16 protein-coding genes, 1 tRNA gene and 1 pseudogene are annotated in these 17,665 nt (G+C 70.9%); 11 read left to right on the top strand and 7 right to left on the bottom strand.

Features of this window, described 5'->3' with window-relative positions; all coding sequences use genetic code 11:
- The first annotated feature begins 78 nt into the window (after positions 1 to 78).
- Positions 79 to 1,248: a GAF domain-containing protein gene (locus tag ACZ418_RS14370; RefSeq protein WP_468362105.1), complete on the top strand. Its 1,170-nt coding sequence runs from the start codon at positions 79 to 81 to the stop codon at positions 1,246 to 1,248.
- A gap of 918 nt (positions 1,249 to 2,166) precedes the next feature.
- Here the strand turns inward: ACZ418_RS14370 and phoU are convergent.
- Entirely contained in the window at positions 2,167 to 2,856 is a 690-nt protein-coding gene (gene phoU / locus ACZ418_RS14365; RefSeq protein ID WP_153543386.1) for a phosphate signaling complex protein PhoU, read from the bottom strand.
- Positions 2,857 to 3,036: 180 nt separating this feature from the next.
- On the opposite strand from phoU, the gene phoR reads away from it, so the two are divergent.
- Together phoR and phoP are read left to right on the top strand one after the other, a co-directional pair.
- Positions 3,037 to 4,296: a two-component system sensor histidine kinase PhoR gene (gene phoR / locus ACZ418_RS14360; RefSeq protein WP_468362103.1), complete on the top strand. Its 1,260-nt coding sequence runs from the start codon at positions 3,037 to 3,039 to the stop codon at positions 4,294 to 4,296.
- Positions 4,297 to 4,301: 5 nt separating this feature from the next.
- Positions 4,302 to 4,973 (top strand): two-component system response regulator PhoP, encoded by a 672-nt coding sequence (gene phoP / locus ACZ418_RS14355; protein ID WP_468362337.1) that lies wholly within the window; start codon positions 4,302 to 4,304, stop codon positions 4,971 to 4,973.
- Positions 4,974 to 5,196: 223 nt separating this feature from the next.
- On the opposite strand, the gene ACZ418_RS14350 is transcribed toward phoP, so the two are convergent.
- Entirely contained in the window at positions 5,197 to 5,874 is a 678-nt protein-coding gene (locus ACZ418_RS14350; protein ID WP_468362101.1) for a copper chaperone PCu(A)C domain-containing protein, read from the bottom strand.
- Between the two features lie 627 nt (positions 5,875 to 6,501).
- Between ACZ418_RS14350 and ACZ418_RS14345 the strand changes: the two genes are divergently transcribed.
- From ACZ418_RS14345 to ACZ418_RS14315, 7 genes are all read left to right on the top strand, one after another.
- Positions 6,502 to 6,984, top strand: a complete 483-nt coding sequence (locus tag ACZ418_RS14345) for a CarD family transcriptional regulator (RefSeq protein ID WP_003953493.1) — start codon at positions 6,502 to 6,504, stop codon at positions 6,982 to 6,984.
- A 323-nt stretch (positions 6,985 to 7,307) separates the two neighbouring features.
- Positions 7,308 to 8,084, top strand: a complete 777-nt coding sequence (gene ispD / locus ACZ418_RS14340) for a 2-C-methyl-D-erythritol 4-phosphate cytidylyltransferase (protein WP_468362099.1) — start codon at positions 7,308 to 7,310, stop codon at positions 8,082 to 8,084.
- Positions 8,074 to 8,592, top strand: a complete 519-nt coding sequence (gene ispF / locus ACZ418_RS14335; protein WP_468362097.1) for a 2-C-methyl-D-erythritol 2,4-cyclodiphosphate synthase — start codon at positions 8,074 to 8,076, stop codon at positions 8,590 to 8,592. The genes ispD and ispF overlap by 11 nt, the downstream gene beginning before the upstream one ends.
- 74 nt (positions 8,593 to 8,666) lie before the next feature.
- A complete protein-coding gene (locus tag ACZ418_RS14330) occupies positions 8,667 to 9,071 on the top strand; it encodes a PPOX class F420-dependent oxidoreductase (RefSeq protein ID WP_468362095.1) in 405 nt (134 codons plus the stop codon).
- Between the two features lie 170 nt (positions 9,072 to 9,241).
- Positions 9,242 to 10,642, top strand: coding sequence for a cysteine--tRNA ligase (cysS, locus tag ACZ418_RS14325; protein ID WP_468362093.1), 1,401 nt, complete (start codon positions 9,242 to 9,244; stop codon positions 10,640 to 10,642).
- A gap of 91 nt (positions 10,643 to 10,733) precedes the next feature.
- Positions 10,734 to 11,675 carry a 23S rRNA (guanosine(2251)-2'-O)-methyltransferase RlmB gene (gene rlmB, locus ACZ418_RS14320; RefSeq protein WP_468362091.1) on the top strand — a complete coding sequence of 314 codons (942 nt, stop codon included), beginning with the start codon at positions 10,734 to 10,736 and terminating at the stop codon, positions 11,673 to 11,675.
- Between the two features lie 153 nt (positions 11,676 to 11,828).
- Complete coding sequence (locus ACZ418_RS14315) at positions 11,829 to 13,553, top strand: DoxX family membrane protein (RefSeq protein ID WP_468362089.1); 1,725 nt, start codon at positions 11,829 to 11,831, stop codon at positions 13,551 to 13,553.
- 51 nt (positions 13,554 to 13,604) lie between these two features.
- Here the strand turns inward: ACZ418_RS14315 and ACZ418_RS14310 are convergent, their stop codons facing one another.
- From ACZ418_RS14310 to msiK, 3 genes are all read right to left on the bottom strand, one after another.
- On the bottom strand, positions 13,605 to 14,336 hold the full coding sequence (locus tag ACZ418_RS14310) for a nucleotidyltransferase family protein (RefSeq protein WP_468362087.1): 732 nt from the start codon (positions 14,334 to 14,336) through the stop codon (positions 13,605 to 13,607).
- An 89-nt stretch (positions 14,337 to 14,425) separates the two neighbouring features.
- Positions 14,426 to 14,887 carry a hypothetical protein gene (locus ACZ418_RS14305; protein ID WP_468362085.1) on the bottom strand — a complete coding sequence of 154 codons (462 nt, stop codon included), beginning with the start codon at positions 14,885 to 14,887 and terminating at the stop codon, positions 14,426 to 14,428.
- A 228-nt stretch (positions 14,888 to 15,115) separates the two neighbouring features.
- Positions 15,116 to 16,252 (bottom strand): diacetylchitobiose ABC transporter ATP-binding protein MsiK, encoded by a 1,137-nt coding sequence (msiK, locus tag ACZ418_RS14300; protein WP_468362083.1) that lies wholly within the window; start codon positions 16,250 to 16,252, stop codon positions 15,116 to 15,118.
- Between the two features lie 207 nt (positions 16,253 to 16,459).
- Here msiK and ACZ418_RS14295 point away from each other — a divergent pair.
- Positions 16,460 to 16,533 (top strand) — tRNA-Thr (locus tag ACZ418_RS14295).
- A 77-nt stretch (positions 16,534 to 16,610) separates the two neighbouring features.
- Here the strand turns inward: ACZ418_RS14295 and ACZ418_RS14290 are convergent.
- Positions 16,611 to 16,907 (bottom strand): annotated as a pseudogene (locus ACZ418_RS14290) (tyrosine-type recombinase/integrase); the annotation flags it as partial.
- Between the two features lie 47 nt (positions 16,908 to 16,954).
- Positions 16,955 to 17,416: a GntR family transcriptional regulator gene (locus ACZ418_RS14285; protein WP_468362081.1), complete on the bottom strand. Its 462-nt coding sequence runs from the start codon at positions 17,414 to 17,416 to the stop codon at positions 16,955 to 16,957.
- Positions 17,417 to 17,665 lie beyond the last annotated feature (249 nt).

The raw sequence follows: 17,665 nt of genomic DNA, 5'->3' as shown, positions 1-17,665 counted from the left end.
CCTCGTGCGGCTTACGCTGGGAGGGGGGCCGAGCCGCGGGACCCGGGCGATCCTGTGGCGTGCAGGCAGGGGCCCGAGATGCAGTACTTCTCCTGCCGGACCGTGGCGGAACTGGCCCTGCCCGGACTGGCGACCGGCCGGCTGACCGTCCTCGCGCTGTTCGGCGACGCCGACTCCGGTGCCGACCTGGACACCGCGCTGCGCGCCCCCGGTCCCACCCAGCTGGTCCTCGACCTGAGCGGACTGCGCCGTCTGTCACCGGCCGCCGCGCGGACCCTGTACCGGTTCGCCGAGGGCGCCGCCGAGCACGGCCGCATGCTCTTCCTCGCCGCCTGCCCCGCCGAGGCCGCCGCCGCTCTGGCCCGGGCGAAGCCGCCCGGCGGCAGCGGGTGCGGGCTGTATCCGACGGTGTCCGACGCCCTGAGCGTCTTCCTCACGTCGGCCGCCACGCCGGACGGCCCTCAGCTGCGCCAGTACGCGGTGGAACTGCGGCATGAACTGCTCGCGCACGCCCTGGTCACCCGCGCGCACGGCATCCTCATGGAGCGGTACGGCCTGCGGAACGCCCGCAGCGCCGCCGCTCTGCTCCGTGCCGTCGGCCGCGAGCACGGGCTCGGCACCGTACGGCTCGCGGCGGCCCTCGCCCAGGCACCGACCCCGCGCGCCGGCGAGTCCTGTTTCCCCGGGCGGGTCAGGGTTCCGGCGCCCGCCGTCGGCTTCGTCGGCGGGACGGGGGACCGGCCACCGTCGCTGCCGGTGTTCCTCGACGCGCTCCGGGACGCCGTCTGCGCGATCACCCGCACGGGCATGGCCGACGTCCAGCTCATCGACGCCAGCGACAACACGCTGTGGCTGGAGTCCCACTGCGGTCTGCCCACCGAGTTCGTGAACTTCTTCGCCGTGATCGACGACACCACCACCGCGTGCGGGCACGCCGCGCGCAAACGCGAACGGGTCGTGATCGAGGACGTCGCCACCGCGCCGGACTTCGACGAGACCTCCCGGGCCGTGCTGCTCGCCGCCCACAGCCGCTCGCTGCAGTGCACCCCGATCCCGGGCCCGGCCGGGCGGCCGCAGGGCATGGTCTCCACCCACCACGATCGGCCCGGACACGCCTACACCGGGGCCGAACTCGGTGCGCTGGACCGGGTCGCCCGGGAGGCGGGGGCGTGGCTGGACTGGTACCGGACGACCACCATCCGGGCCGCCCTGGAGGACCTGCACCGGCGGGCGCAGGCGGTTCAGTGAGGCCCAGCGAGCCCGGTGAGGCTCATGGGGAAGGGCCGGTGTGAATCGGGTTCACACCGGCCCTACGACGTCGCCGTGCCGCCCGTCAGCCGCACTGGCAGGGGCCGCCCGACTGGCACCCGCAACCGCAGCCCGAGCCACAGCCGCACGCGCCGATCAGTGGAAGGCTCCTGGTCTCGGCGGGCTGGTCGGTCTCGCGCTCCTGCGTGGGGTCGGGCGTGATGCTGGGGGATTCGGCCATGGGTCCCTCCTAGACGCTGGGGCAAGGGTGCCCTCGCCTATTGCATGCCCGCTCCCCTGGGCGCATCAACGGCGCACAGAGGCGCCCCACACCCCCGACCACCTCCGGCAAGCGCCCTGGCCCTCGCTCGTCTGGCGTCGGCAAGCGCCTCGGCCTTCGCCCGGCAGGCGTCGGGGAGTGCCGGGGCCTTCGCCCGGCAGGCGCCATCGAGTGCCCGGCCGCCACCCGGCTGGCGCCGTCGAGTGACCCGGTCCTCGCCCGGCTAGCGCCGTCGAGTGGCCCGGCCCTGCAAGGGCCGACGAGTGCCCCGGCCCCCTGGCCGGGCAGGCGCCGACGAGCGACCCGCCCCCGCACGGCACCGGCGCCGGAGCAGCACCCGGAAGACCCGGAAGACAAGGCCCCGCGAATCTCCTCGCCCCGGGCCGCAGCCCCGCGAGCCCCACCCGGTCCGAATCCCGCGGAGTCGCCGCCCCAGACCGAGGTCTCGCGAGCCCCCGCCCCAGACCGAAACCCCGCAAGCCCCCGCCCCGGGCCGAAGCCCAGCGAAGCCCCCGTCCACGCCGCGCCGAAGCCCCGCCCGGCCCAGGGCGAAGCACCGTCGAGTGACCCGACCCCGCGCGCCCCAGGCAGCAAAGCCCGTCCACCCCGAGCCGAATCCCCGCCCGCCCCCGGAGGGGTTACGCGCCCTCGACCCCCGTCACCGGCTGGATGTCCGGCTGGAGCTCGTCCGCGTGCTCGCCCGTGACCAGGTAGACGACGCGCTTGGCGACGGCCACGGCGTGGTCGGCGTAGCGCTCGTAGTAGCGGCCGAGGAGGGTGACGTCCACCGCCGTCTCGATGCCGTGCTTCCAGCGCTCGTCGATCAGGTGCTGGAACAGCGTGCGGTGCAGCAGGTCCATCTCGTCGTCGTCCTGCTCCAGCTGCAGTGCCAGGTCGACGTCCTTGGTGATGATCACCTCGGCCGCCTTCGCCATCAGCCGCTGCGCGAGCTGGCCCATCTCCAGGATCGTGGCGTGCAGGTCGCGCGGCACCGCGCGCTCGGGGAAGCGCAGCCGGGCCAGCTTCGCCACGTGCTGGGCGAGGTCGCCGGACCGCTCCAGGTCGGCGGACATGCGCAGCGAGGTGACGACGATCCGCAGGTCGGTCGCCACCGGCTGCTGCCGGGCGAGCAGGGCTATGGCCCGGGCCTCCAGGTCGTGCTGGAGCTCGTCGACCTTCTGGTCGGCCTCGATCACGCTCTCGGCCAGCTTCAGGTCGGCGTCCAGCATGGCGGTCGTGGCGCGCCCGATCGCCGACCCGACCAGCCGGGCCATCTCCACCAGACCGTCGCCGATCGAGTCAAGTTCCTCGTGGTACGCGTCCCGCATCAGGGTTCCCTCTCATAGGTGTGCTTGGTCCCCACGCTCCCACGTTCTGACCCGCACGCGTCCGTTTCCGCCACCCCAAATGAACCAATCCTGGCACCGAGGTGAACTCTGGGCGACGAGTGTCCGAGGTCCCACCTCGACGGCTGTGGTCTTGTCGTAGGGCCTGCTTAACCTGGATGCATGGACGTGAACGCGGCGGTCGCCGCAGCGGCAGCGATCGCCGGAGTGCTCACCGGCGTCATCGCCATGCTGGCGTTCCGTTGGAGCGAACGCGACCAGAAGCGACCGACCAGGACTTCTTTGCACACCGATCCCGTACTCCCGCCCGGCGTGGACACCGTGCTGTCCGTGCTCCGCTCCTCGGCCGTCGTCCTCGACGAGGCCGACACAGTGGTCAAGGCCAGCTCCGCCGCCTACGCCCTCGGGCTGGTCCGCGGCGGCAAGCTCGCCGTGGAACCCATGCTCCAGATGGCCAGGGACACCAGACGCGACGGCGAGATACGACAGGTCGAGCTGGACCTGCCCCGGCGCGGCACCGGACGCGGCGAGGCCCTCGCCGTCTCCGCGCGCGTGGCCCCGCTCGGCTCCCGCCTGGTCCTGCTGCTGGTCGAGGACCTGACCGAGGCCCGGAGGATCGAGGCCGTACGACGCGACTTCGTGGCCAATGTGAGCCATGAGCTGAAGACGCCCGTCGGCGCGCTCTCCCTCCTGTCGGAGGCGGTCATGGACGCCTCCGACGACCCCGAGGCCGTACAGCGTTTCGCGGGCCGTATGCAGATCGAGGCGACCCGCCTGACCAACCTGGTCCAGGAGCTGATCGACCTCTCCCGGGTGCAGAACGACGACCCGCTGGAGGACGCCGAGCCCGTCCGCGTGGACGAGCTGGTCGCCGAGGCGATCGACCGCTGCCGCCACCAGGCCGGCACCAAGCAGATCACCATGGCCGCGGGGGGCACCGCCGACCTGCATGTCTGGGGCAACCGCGGCCAGCTGGCCGCCGCCCTGGGCAACCTCGTGGAGAACGCCGTGAACTACTCCCCGGCCCGCACCCGCGTCGGCATTGCCGCCCGCCGGGTCAACGCACCCGGCGGCGACATGATCGAGCTCGCCGTGACGGACCAGGGCATCGGCATCTCCGACAAGGACAAGGAGCGCATCTTCGAGCGCTTCTACCGCGTCGACCCGGCCCGCTCCCGCCAGACCGGCGGCACCGGTCTGGGTCTCGCGATCGTCAAGCACGTGGTCGCCTCGCACGGCGGGGAGGTCACGGTGTGGAGCGCCGAAGGTCAGGGCTCCACTTTCACCCTCAGGCTGCCGGAGGCGGGTGCGGCCCGCGACCGTGCACAACAGCACCCCGACCTCGACGAAGAAGACGAGGACGGCGGCGCCCCCGACTCATCCCCGTACGAACCGCTTCCTGCCCCGGAGGTCCTTCCGTGACCCGAGTGCTCGTCGTCGAGGACGAGGAGTCCTTCTCCGACGCCCTGTCGTACATGCTCCGCAAGGAGGGCTTCGAGGTCGCCATCGCGGCCACCGGCCCCGACGGACTCGACGAGTTCGAGCGCAACGGCGCCGACCTCGTCCTCCTCGACCTGATGCTGCCGGGGCTGCCCGGCACGGAGGTGTGCCGCCAGCTGCGCGGCCGCTCCAACGTCCCCGTGATCATGGTGACGGCCAAGGACAGCGAGATCGACAAGGTCGTCGGCCTGGAGATAGGAGCCGACGACTACGTCACCAAGCCCTTCTCCTCGCGCGAGCTGGTCGCCCGCATCCGTGCCGTCCTGCGCCGCCGCGGCGAGCCGGAGGAGGTCGCCCCGGCCGCGCTGGAGGCGGGGCCGGTCCGCATGGACGTCGACCGCCATGTGGTGACGGTCGCCGGCTCCAAGGTGGACCTCCCGCTGAAGGAGTTCGACCTGCTGGAGATGCTGCTGCGCAACGCCGGCCGCGTGCTGACCCGCATGCAGCTCATCGACCGCGTCTGGGGCGCCGACTACGTGGGCGACACCAAGACCCTCGACGTCCACGTCAAGCGTCTGCGCGCCAAGATCGAGCCGGACCCGGGTGCGCCGCGTTACCTGGTGACGGTCCGGGGCTTGGGTTACAAGTTCGAGCCGTGATCGAGCCGGCGTGGGGAAAGCTCCCTGCGTGAGGGAGCGGTTCCTCGACGTCCACGTCACCTGGTGACGGTCCGGGGCCTGGGCTACAAGTTCGAGCCGTAAACCGCACGCGTCCGCGGTACGCGCCGTGCGCCGGGTACACCGGCCGCATCGGCTACACGACGAAGGGCGGCACCCCTGCTGTGGGGTGCCGCCCTCGTGCGTACGGCTGTTCAGCGGCTGCTCACTGGCCGGTGGCCGACTGCGAGGCGGAGTCGCTCGGGGCCGCGGTCGCGGTGCCGCTCGCGGTCGCCGGCGCGGTGGCCTTGCCCTTGGCGTGCTTGCCCGGCTTGGCGCTGCCGGAGGCGGTGGCGCCCGGCGCCCCGGAGACCGTCGCCGAGGCGGACGGGAGCTGGCTCGGGCCCCACTTGTCGAAGTAGCCGGCCGCCGGCACCACGAAGGCGCGCAGGCTCACGGCACCGGTCTTGCTGAAGGTGAAGGTGATCGTCTGGGCGTTGCCGTCCTGGACCGCCTCGCGGCCGCTGGGCAGCTCGGCGGAGGCGTTGCCCTGGCCGCCGAGGATCAGGGAGCCGTGCGCCGGGACGGTCAGGCTGCCGCCCTTGGCCGGGGTGAGCTGCACGCTCTCGGTGCTGCCCGGGACGGCGACCGACTGCAGGGTCTCGTCCGTGCTGCCCTGGTTGAACAGGGTCGCGGAGATCACGGCCGGCCCCGTCGACTTCAGGTCGGGCTGGGTGATGACCGTGGCGTTCTGGACCTTGATGTTGCCGACCGAGGTCGCAGCGTTGTCCGGCTTGATCCCCAGGGTCTGCGAGTTGTTGCCGGCGCCACAGGCGGCGAGCGAGGCGATCGAGAAGACGATGGCGGAGGCGGCGAGGGCGCCGCGTCGAAGGCTGCTGCTCACGGCGGCGGCAACTCCTTGAACGCGCGGGCGGCTCCCCTTATAAAGCCACCCTAAGTGTCTGTCAGCGGCCTTAGGTTACCGAGCCGTTCCCGAGCCGCCGCACCCGACCCTCCCCAAGCAGTGGGCTTGCCTCCGGCTGGGGGTACCGCGAACCCTTCGTCACTGTGGTCACAGGTGACTCTCCGGTCACTTTGCCGGGCGCTCGTCCGCCATTCACATAACCGCCCGCAAAATTTCCGTGAAGGAATGCGCGTCCCCTCGGTGACCCCCTTCGATGACCGTCTCGATATTGATCACGCGGCACCGCCCGGGCAGCCGTTGATCAATTCCGGAATCGGCCCGGATCGGCCTGCGGGCCCCGAACGGAGTAGCGGAAGTCGTACGCTTGGAAGCGGACAAAACGGGACGTTCATCCACTTGGAGCCGGCTCCCGGAGTGTGTAACGTACGCGTTTCACCCCGCCCGGAGAGCCCCTCCGACCTGCGAATTCCCGCTTCCGCAGGCACCTCGCAGCACGTTCCTGTCGCAGTTGTCAAGCCCCGAGATATGCCCTGACCTGCGAAAACGCCATTCAGAAGACGCCGTATCCGTGTTACCCTGGATAGCCACGGAAGGGGTACCTGTCACATGACGTTCAAGGTTGGCGACACCGTGGTCTATCCCCATCACGGGGCCGCGCTGATCGAGGCCATCGAAACTCGCCAGATCAAAGGCGTGGACAAGACCTACTTGGTGCTGAAGGTCGCCCAGGGTGACCTGACGGTACGTGTGCCAGCGGACAATGCTGAGTTCGTGGGCGTGCGTGATGTGGTCGGTCAGGACGGGCTGGACCGGGTCTTCGAGGTGCTGCGCGCGCCGTACGCCGAGGAGCCCACGAACTGGTCGCGTCGTTACAAGGCAAACCTGGAGAAGCTCGCCTCCGGCGATGTCATCAAGGTCGCGGAAGTCGTGCGTGACCTGTGGCGTCGTGAGCGCGAGCGAGGGCTCTCCGCCGGTGAGAAGCGCATGCTCGCCAAGGCCCGCCAGATCCTGGTGAGCGAGCTGGCTCTCGCGGAGAACACGAACGAGGACAAGGCCGAGGCCCTGCTCGACGAGGTGCTCGCCTCCTGACGCGCCACGGCGGCGAACCTTCGCCTCCGCCACGCTCAGCACAGTAAATGCCGCGGTGCCCGATGACACTGACCATGTCGCCGGGCGCTGCGGCATGTTCGTCCCCGGAAAAGCCGCAAAACCTTCAGCGTGGCTTCGGCAGCCGGAAACGGGGCGCCGAAACGCCTGCCGTACACCTCAGGGAATGCCCCCGATACTTGATGTGCCGGGCCCGGGCAGATGACTCGACCAGGGTCACGGAAAGGGTCCGGTCAAGGCGTCGCGCCCGGCACTCCTCCAGGCCATACCCACCTAGGTCGAGCACACAAACCTGACAGGAACCGATGTCTGACGAATCGCGCCCTTCGCCCGCGCAGACCCCCGTCGCCGCCGTGATTCCCGCCGCCGGCCGGGGCGTACGCCTCGGTCCGGGCGCCCCCAAGGCGCTCCGCGCGCTGAACGGCACGCCCATGCTCATCCATGCGGTCCGCGCGCTCGCCGCCTCCCGCCATGTGTCCCTGGTGATCGTCGTGGCCCCGCCGGACGGCGCCGCCGAGGTCAAGTCCCTGCTCGACGCGCACGCCCTGCCTGGGGGTACCCCCAGCGGTAGCTGGGGGAGCACCGACTTCCTGGTCGTCCCCGGCGGCGACACCCGCCAGGAATCGGTCAGGCTCGGCCTCGACGCGCTGCCCCCCGAGTACGGCATCGTCCTCGTCCACGACGCGGCCCGTCCGCTCGTCCCGGTCGACACGGTCGACGCCGTCATCGAGGCCGTACGCGCGGGCGCCCCCGCCGTCGTCCCCGCGCTCCCGCTGGCCGACACCGTCAAGGAGGTCGAGCCCGCGAGCGAGGCCGGTGAGCCGGAGCCCGTCGTCGCCACGCCGGAGCGCGCCCGCCTGCGCGCCGTCCAGACCCCCCAGGGCTTCGACCGGGCGACCCTGATCCACGCCCACGAGACGGTCACCGACAACGTCACCGACGACGCGAGCATGGTCGAGCAGCTGGGTCTGACGGTCGTCGCCGTACCCGGGCACGAGGAGGCCTTCAAGGTCACCCGCCCCCTCGACCTGGTGCTCGCGGAGGCGGTCCTGGCCCGCAGGAGGCTGAACGATGGCTTCTGAAGCATCGGACTTCCGGCCACCGCCGGGCGGCGTCCTGCCCCAGGTCGGCATCGGCACCGACATCCATGCCTTCGAGGAGGGTCGCGAGCTGTGGTGTGCGGGCCTGAAGTGGGAGGGCGAGGGGGCGGGCCTGGCCGGGCACTCCGACGCGGACGTCGTCGCCCACGCCGCCTGCAATGCCCTCTTCTCCGCCGCCGGCCTCGGTGACCTGGGACAGCACTTCGGCACCGGCCGCCCCGAGTGGTCCGGTGCCTCGGGTGTGACCCTGCTGACGGAGGCCGCGCGGATCGTCCGCGAGGCCGGTTTCACCGTCGGCAACATCGCCGTCCAGGTGGTCGGCCCCCGCCCGAAGATCGGCAAGCGCCGGGACGAGGCCCAGAAGATCCTCTCCGAGGCGGCCGGCGCGCCGGTCTCCGTCTCCGGCGCCACGACGGACGGCCTCGGTTTCCCGGGCCGCGAGGAGGGGCTGATGGCGATCGCGACGGCACTGGTGGTCCGTACCGGCTGACGTTGCTCGTGATGCGGGTGTGCGCAGAGCGTGCGAGGGTACCCGGAGAGTCACCGTCGACCGAGGAGGTACCCATGCCCGCCACCCTGCCCGACCGGCTCAAGTCCCTGCTCGACGGTCCCGTGTTCATCGTGGTCGGCACGATCCAGCCCGACGGCCGCCCCCAGATGTCCCCGGTGTGGGTGAAGCGGGACGGTGACCAGATCCTGTTCTCCACCACCGTCGACCGCCGCAAGAAGAAGAACCTCGACCGCGACCCCCGGGTGAGCGTCGTCGTCCAGGACCCCGAGATGCCGTACGCCTACGGCGAGATCCGGGGCACCGCGGAACTCACCACGCGGGGCGCCAAGGATCTGATCGACGAACTGTCCATGAAGTACACGGGCAAGAAATACGCAGAATTCAACCCGGACTCCGCCAATGACGCCGACCGCGTGATCGTCAGGATCACGCCGGAGAAGGTGGTCGGGATGTTCTGAGGCGGCGAGAAGTACGCAGCCCGCGGGCGGAGCCCGCTGTCGGTCTGGGCAGCCCCGCCTCCGCCGCCTACGCCGACCGCATGCTCGTAAGGATCACGCCGGAGAAGGTCGTGGGCATGTTCTGAGCCATGCGGCACGGGGCACCACCCCGCGCCCACTACCCTGGAGTGGTGACTATTCGCCTGTACGACACCAGCGCCCGGCAGATCCGTGACTTCACCCCGCTCAAGCCGGGCTGTGTCTCGATCTACCTGTGTGGCGCCACCGTGCAGGCGGCACCGCACATCGGGCACGTCCGCTCGTACCTCAACTTCGACATCATGCGCCGGTGGTTCACGTACCGCGGCTATGACGTGACGTTCATCCGGAACGTCACGGACATCGACGACAAGATCATCGCCAAGGCCCATGAGCAGGGGCGGCCGTGGTGGTCGATCGGGTACGAGAACGAGCGCGCCTTCAACGAGGGCTACGCCGCCCTCGGCTGCCTGCCGCCGACCTACGAGCCGCGCGCCACCGGCCACATCACCGAGATGGTCGAGATGATGCAGCGCCTCATCGACCGCGGGCACGCCTACGCTGCCGACGGCAACGTCTACTTCGACGTACGGTCCTTCCCGCAGTACCTGGAGCTGTCCCGGCAGGAGCTGGACAACCTGCTCCAGCCGTCCGGCGAGGGCGAGACCGGCAAGCGGGACCCGCGCGACTTCGCCATGTGGAAGGCGGCGAAGCCGGGTGAGCCGACCTGGCCGACCCCGTGGGGAGAGGGCCGCCCCGGCTGGCACCTGGAGTGCTCGGCCATGGCGCACAAGTACCTGGGCACCGCCTTCGACATCCACGGCGGCGGCCTCGACCTGATCTTCCCGCACCACGAGAACGAGATCGCCCAGGCCAAGGCCTACGGCGACGACTTCGCGCAGTACTGGGTGCACAACGCCTGGGTCACCATGGCCGGCGACAAGATGTCCAAGTCGCTCGGCAACAGCGTGCTCGTGAGCGAGATGGTCAAGCAGTGGCGGCCCATCGTGCTCCGCTACTACCTGGGCACCCCGCACTACCGCTCGATGATCGAGTACGGCGAGGAGTCGCTGCGCGAGGCCGAGTCGGCGTTCGCGCGGATCGAGGGCTTCGTGCAGCGCGTCACCGAGCTCGCCGGGAAGACCGTGGAGCCGGCCACCGAGGTCCCGCCCGCCTTCGCCGAGGCGATGGACGACGACCTGGGCGTCCCGCAGGCCCTCGCCGTCGTGCACACCACCGTCCGGCAGGGCAACAGCGCGCTGGCCGCCGACGACAAGGACGCCGCCGTCGCCCGCCTCGCCGAGGTACGGGCCATGCTCGCCGTCCTCGGCCTCGACCCGCTCGACGAGCGGTGGGCGGGGGAGTCCGACCAGGGCGAGGACCTGCACGGCGTGGTCGACAGCCTCGTCCGCCTGGTCCTCGAGCAGCGCGAGTCCGCCCGCGCCCGCAAGGACTGGGCCACCGCCGACGCCATCCGCGACCAGCTGAACCAGTCGGGCCTGGTCATCGAGGACAGCCCGCAGGGCCCGCGCTGGACCCTCGGGTCCCGGTAGGTCCCGACCCTTGATCGATTGTGCCGCCCGGCCCCCCGGGCGGCACACTGCATAGACGTACGCACACTTTTTCGCAGAGAACAGGTAGGTCATGGCCGCGAACAACCGCCGCATGTCCGGCAAGAAGGGCGCGCAGGTCGGCAGCGGCGGCAAGCGGCGCCGGGGCCTGGAGGGCAAGGGCCCGACCCCGCCCGCCGAGATGCGCAAGGGCCACGCCAAGCAGCGCGCCGCCGCGGCCAAGGCCCGCCGCGCCCAGGGCCGCCCGCCGCAGCGCCGGGGCGGCGGCAGGTCGGCCTCCGAGCTGGTCGTCGGCCGCAACCCGGTGGTCGAGGCGCTCCGCGAGGGCGTGCCCGCCAACACCCTGTACGTCCAGCAGTTCATCGACAACGACGAGCGCGTCCGCGAGGCCCTCCAGCTCGCCGCCGAGCGCGGCGGCATCAACCTGATGGAGGCCCCCCGCCCCGAGCTGGACCGCATGACGAACGGCCTCAACCACCAGGGCCTCGTCCTGCAGGTCCCGCCGTACGAGTACGCGCACCCCGAGGACCTCACCGAAGCCGCCTACGACGAGTCCGAGGACCCGCTGATCGTCGCCCTGGACGGCGTCACCGACCCGCGCAACCTCGGCGCGGTCGTGCGCTCCGTCTCCGCTTTCGGCGGCCACGGCGTGGTCGTGCCCGAGCGCCGCTCGGCGGGCATGACCGCCGGCGCCTGGAAGACCTCCGCCGGCACGGCCGCCCGGACCCCGGTCGCCCGCGCCACCAACCTCACCCGCGCCCTGGAGGCGTACAAGAAGGCCGGCATCACGGTCGTGGGCCTGGCGGCGGACGGCGAGGTCGAACTCGGCGATCTGGAGGCCCTGGACGGCCCGGTCGTCATCGTCGTCGGCAGTGAGGGCAAGGGCCTGTCCCGCCTGGTCGGCGAGACCTGCGACTTCCGTGTCCGCATCCCGATGCCGGGCGGCGCGGAGTCGCTGAACGCCGGTGTGGCGGCGGGCATCGTGCTGTACGAGGCGGCGCGCAGGCGCAGCTGACGGGACGGCACACCGACGGGACTGAACGCCCGTCCGGAATTTCACCCTTGCGGGGTAATTCTGGGGTCCGTGTGGCGTTCGAGGCTGCTTTGACGGGGTCCGGACACATCCGCCCGGTCAAAGCAGTGTCCTAACTCCACGTCACTCGGTTAGATGAGTGTGGACACCAGAACACCCCGCACTCCCACGGGGGGACGCTCGTCGGGATTCCAGTCCGGGCTCGACGACGCTCCCGCGCTGAGCATGGTGAAGGTGCCGAGCGATCCGGCGCAGGTCATCGTCAATCACGCCAGCTTCCGCGTGCAGCTGGGCGCATCGGCGAGGCGCAGCCAATCCCCGCGGATCGCCCGGCATCCGAGCGCCGCCCAGGACGCCGCCCGGATGCCCGTGATGGGCACCGCGGGCCGGGCGGGCGCCGCCGCCGGCCGCCGCCGCCCCGTCGTGTGGAGCGGCAGGTCCGCCCCCGACGACACCGGCGCCCACCGGCTCCTCCAGGCCGTGCGAGGCAGCAGCGTCCGCCATGTCGACGAGCCCGAGCCCGGCGCCACCCAGGTCATCCCGCGCCGCGTCGGGACCGGCTACGCCGACGCCTACGACGACCTGGAGCAGACGGTCGAGACCCCGGTCGTGGGCCACCAGCGCACGGCCCCCGACGCCGCCGACGGCACCCGCCTGCTGCCCCACATGCGCCCGGTCGCCGGCGCCTACGACGAACGCCCCTACCCGGGCGCCGCCTTCGAGCCGTACGAGAGCCACGACGGCTACGACGGCCACGGCCAGTACGGCGAGTACGGCGACTACGACGACTACGCCGACCCTTCCGACCCCGACGCCCCGCGCAGCGCCCGCCGCCACGGGGAGGACCCGGCCCGGCACGCCTACTACCCCGGCCGCCGGATGAACCTGGGCGTCGTCCTCCTCCCGCTCCGCATCTTCCTGGGCTTCATCTCCATCTACGCCGGCATGGGCAAGCTGTGCGACCCCGTCTACTTCGACGGCGGAAAGCGCGGCTCGATGGTCAAGTGGCTCAACACCCTGCACCCCTGGGACGTCGCCGAGCCACTGCGCCAGTTCGCCCTGCACCACCCGGTCGGCTCCGGCCTGGTCATCGCCTTCCTCCAGGTGGTCGTCGGCGTCCTGACCGTCCTCGGCTGCTGGCAGCGCGTCGCCGCGGTCGTGGGGGCACTGCTGTCCGCCGCCCTGATCGTCACCGTCAGCTGGAAGACGGTCCCCGCCTACGACGCCCCCGACATCATCTACCTGGCCGCCTGGTCGCCGCTGATCATCGCCGGTGCCCCCGTCTACTCCGTGGACGGCCGCCTCGCCGCGGGCGCCTGGCGCCGCCTCGGCCCCCGCGCCGACATCTGGGACCTGCGCCGCTACGTCCTGCGCCGCGGCGCCCTGATCACGGTCGTCACCGTCGGCGTCACCCTGCTCGTCGGCTCCCTGCTCGGCGGCGCCGTACGCGACTCCAGCCGCGTCATCGTCCCCGGCCCGGGCGACGCCCCCCGCAACAACCTCCCGGGCTCCCCGCTCCCCCAGCAGCCCGGCCAGCGGCACAAGAAGAACCCGGCCGCCTCCACCTCGCCCTCGGGCGGCGCCACGGCCGGTGCGAGCCCCTCCGGCGCGGCGACCCCGGGCGCCACCCGCAGCGTCGGCGGTACGACCACGACCCCCAGCCAGACCCAGGGCACGTCGGGCCAGATTCCGCCCCGCCAGTCCTCACCGACTGGCGGCGCCCCGAGCACGACGGCCGGCCCGACCAGCTCCGGCGGCGCATCCACCTCCGGCGGCTCGTCCGGCTCCGGCGGTTCCAGCAGCTCGGGCGGTTCTTCGTCCAGCGGACAGCCGGGCTTGGTGGGCGGCCTGCTGGGCTAGCTCATCCAGCAAGCAGAGGGCCCCGTACCGCGAAAGGTACGGGGCCTTCGGTTACCGACCCAACGAGGCGAGCTCCTTGGCCGCTTCCGTCAGATCCTTGGCCGTGTCGATGGCCCGCCAGTACGCCCCCTGCGGAATGGGGAACCCGGCGAGCTTCCGCTCACGAGCCAGCCCGGGAAACGTGGTCCGCTCGTGATCCCCACGCTCCGGCAGCAGCGAGGCGAACTCGGGCGAGAAGACATACACACCCGCGTTGATCTCGAACGTCGACGGCGGCGCCTCGATGAAGTCGGTGATGTGCCCGAACCCGTCGGTCTTCACCGCTCCCCAGGGGATCCGCGGCCGAGCCAGGGCCAGGGTCGCGACGGCGTCCCGCTCGGTGTGGAAGTCGGCCATCTCCCGCAGGGAGAAGCGGGTCCAGATGTCGCCGTTGGTGGCGTACCAGGGCCGGTCCGGGCGGGGGAGATGCGCGGCGGCGTACTTGAGGCCGCCGCCACGGCCGAGGGGCTCGGTCTCCACGACGGTGGTGACCGAGAGGGGCAGGTCGACGGAGTCCAGCCACTTCTGCAGGACGTCGGCGAGGTGGCCGCAGGAGACCACCACGTCGGTCACGCCTTCCTCGGCGAGCCAGGTGAGCTGATGGCCGATGATCGGAGTGCCCGTGCCGGGGATCTCGACCATCGGCTTGGGCCGGTCGTCGGTGTAGGGACGCAGCCGGGAGCCCTGGCCACCGGCCAGGACCACGGCCTGAGTGGGGCGCGACGCGGCGTTGGGATGGGTCATGACCGCACTGTACGTGGCGCGCCCCTGAGGCCGGCCGACGGCGGCGCGCTCCTTGCGGAGCCGTCACCGGCGTCCCGGCGCACCCGGCGTCAGCTGTGCGCGGCGAGCACGCCCGAGGCGAACGCCGTGTCGCAGACCGGGCGGGCGTAGGACTGGGCGCGCGAGGCGCCGTAGATGCGCACCGCGGCCTGGCCCAGCGCGCGGGCGATGGCGGAGCAGTGCCGGGCCAGCGCGGGGTGTCCGTTGACGGCCTGCTGGAGGTGGGTGAGGACGACCCCGGGGTTCTTGTCCTGCAGCTCGCCCATCAGCTGGTCGCGGAGCACGTCCTGCGGGGCCCGGGAGACCGTCCTGGTGGAGACCTCGGCCGAGGAGATGTCCGAGGCGGCCAGCACCGAGCTGGAGGGGCTTCCCGTCCAGTTGACCCGGGTGACCGCGAGGGTTCCGGAGAGCACCAGGACGACGGGCAGGACGAGGGCGAGAGTGCGGCCGATCCGGCGGGCAGGGCCGCCCCGGTGGCCGCGTCGCATCTGAGAGGTGGTGGAGTGCTTCACGCGTGTGAGGGTAGCGCGGGGTAATGATTTGGCGACATTTAGTCACCCCTTCGGGGGATGAGGTGGCGCCATTTTCTGGGTAGGGGGTTGACCTGCCTCGCCCGAAATGATGGCTGTGCCGGGGTATTTCCGGGCGCGCGGACGGCACGCAAGGGGCCCTGCGGCACTCCGCAGGGCCCCTTTTCGTCAACTCGGCGCAAACGCGCAGCTCAGTCGGCGTGCACGTGCTCAGTCGGAGAGACGCTCACCCGTGGACGTCGAGAACACGTGGGTCTCGCCCGGCCGCGGCACCACGTGCAGCGTGGAGCCCTTCTCCGGGACCTGGCGGCCGTTGACGCGGACGACCAGGTCCTTGACCTCGCCGCCGACCTCGGCGGTGCCGTAGACGTAGCCATCGGCGCCGAGCTCCTCGACGACGTTCACGGAGACGGCGAGACCGGCCGGCGCGTCGGCGCTGTCCTTCGTCAGGGCGGCGGCCGCACCGCCGCCCAGCTCGACCACGTCGAAGTGCTCGGGCCGGACGCCCACGGTCACCGTGCGGTCACCCTTGTCGCCGGCGGCTTTGAGCGCATCCCGGTTGACCGGGACGACGCTGTTGCCGAACTTCACGCCGCCGTCGGTGATCGGGACCTCGACCAGGTTCATGGCCGGGGAGCCGATGAAGCCGGCGACGAAGAGGTTCGCGGGCTTGTCGTACATGTTCCGCGGCGAGTCGACCTGCTGGAGGATGCCGTCCTTGAGCACGGCCACCCGGTCGCCCATCGTCATGGCCTCGACCTGGTCGTGGGTGACGTAGACGGTGGTGATGCCGAGGCGGCGCTGCAGTGACGCGATCTGCGTACGGGTCGAGACACGGAGCTTGGCGTCCAGGTTGGACAGCGGCTCGTCCATGAGGAAGACCTGCGGCTCACGCACGATGGCGCGGCCCATGGCGACACGCTGGCGCTGACCGCCGGAGAGCGCCTTCGGCTTGCGGTCCAGGTACTCGGTGAGGTCGAGGATCTTCGCGGCCTCCTCGACCTTCTGCCGGATCTCCGCCTTGTTGACGCCCGCGATCTTGAGCGCGAAGCCCATGTTGTCGGCGACCGTCATGTGCGGGTAGAGGGCGTAGTTCTGGAACACCATGGCGATGTCCCGGTCCTTGGGCGGCAGGTGGGTGACGTCGCGGTCACCGATGCGGATGGCGCCGCCGTTGACGTCCTCCAGGCCCGCGAGCATCCGCAGCGAGGTGGACTTTCCGCAACCCGACGGGCCGACCAGGACGAGGAACTCGCCGTCCTCGATCGCGATGTCGAGACCGTCGACGGCGGGCTTGGTGGAACCCGGGTAGATCCGGGTCGCCTTGTCGAACGTGACAGTGGCCATGGTGAATGGGCCCCCTTCTACCGGCAGGAACGTGCCGGACGATCCGTTGTAGGAAGGTGGTTGGTGTAGTCCACGCGAGTGAACTGGCTCAGGACGGTACCTGGCGTTCACCGGGTCTGTCAGTACCTCGACGACTGTGAACTTCGCGGAAATTTTCGACGGGACCCGCCGTGGACCTGGGTACACTGCACGAGCACCCAGGTGCACGCCTCCTTAGCTCAGCTGGTCAGAGCGCCGCTCTTGTAAAGCGAAGGTCGTCGGTTCGAATCCGACAGGGGGCTCTGGCTCCACCTGCACCAACGTCCTCACGACCCATGATCGTGAGGACGTTGACGGCAGTCTTTGACGGCAGTCCCGCCTAGCGGCGTCGTCTGAGCAGGCGATCCATGTGTCCCATGGCCTCCCGCCGGTCGCCATCGCTGACGTGCGTGTAGACGTTCATCGTCACCGCGATCTGCGAGTGACCCAAGATCTCCATGACGGTCCGGGGCGCGACCCCGGCAGCGAACAGCAACGACGCGCACCCGTGGCGAGTGTCGTGCAAGCGGATCTGCGGCAGGCCGGCGGAGGACGCGATCCGGAGGAACGACCGGTACAGGTTCCGCGGCTCGATCGGTCGACCACTGCGCGTGGTGAACACGTGATCACTCGGCGAGCAGGGACTCAGCCAGGGGATAGGCCCACTCCGTCAACTTCGGCAAGCTACGAACGCCCCTCTCGCGTCGGCACTGCGCGGACTGTCCGCACCCTGCCCTGTCCGCCCCCCGCCAGCACGCCGGCGGCTTCCAGTTTCTCCAGCGCCTTCGTCACCGTGGGACGTGAGACGCCGAACCGCTCGGCAAGCGCCGAAGCACTCGGGAAGGCTTCCCCTGCTTCGAGCCCGTCAGCCGTGATGACGTCCGCGATCCGCTGGTGCAGTGGACGCCGGTCGACTTGCGTGCCCGAGCGCACGACGCGCCACCGCTCGCCCGGTGCCGGTTCGGCAACGCCTTCCTGCTTCAGCACGCCGAACGCGCGGACAGCGACGCCACGCGAAACCTTCTGGTCGCGCACGACCTCGGTCAGTGACGGCAGCACCGTCATGTCCGGGTCCCCTTCAAGCCGCGTCTTCAGCGCATCAGCGACCTTCAGAAAGGTCCCCCGAGGGTTGGCCTGCTGCGACACCCGGCCAAAGTCGTTCCGCCGACCTTGCGGGCCCATGTGCAGGTAGTCATGCCGCCCTGGGCCGTGGGTGCCATTCACCGCAAGCCAGCCAGGTAAATGGTGTCATATCGCAAGAAATGACTTGTCCGTGCATAAGCTGACGCCTGGTCACAATGGTGACAGCGGCTTGCTTTCGGCGCCATCGGCGCGCTGAGGCAAGCCGTACTAATGTGCGAAAGAGGTGCCGGTGATCAGGCGCGAGAGAAAACA

This window comes from Streptomyces sp. NPDC030820 (assembly GCF_055572075.1).
This window is presented reverse-complemented; position numbering and strand designations above follow the sequence as displayed.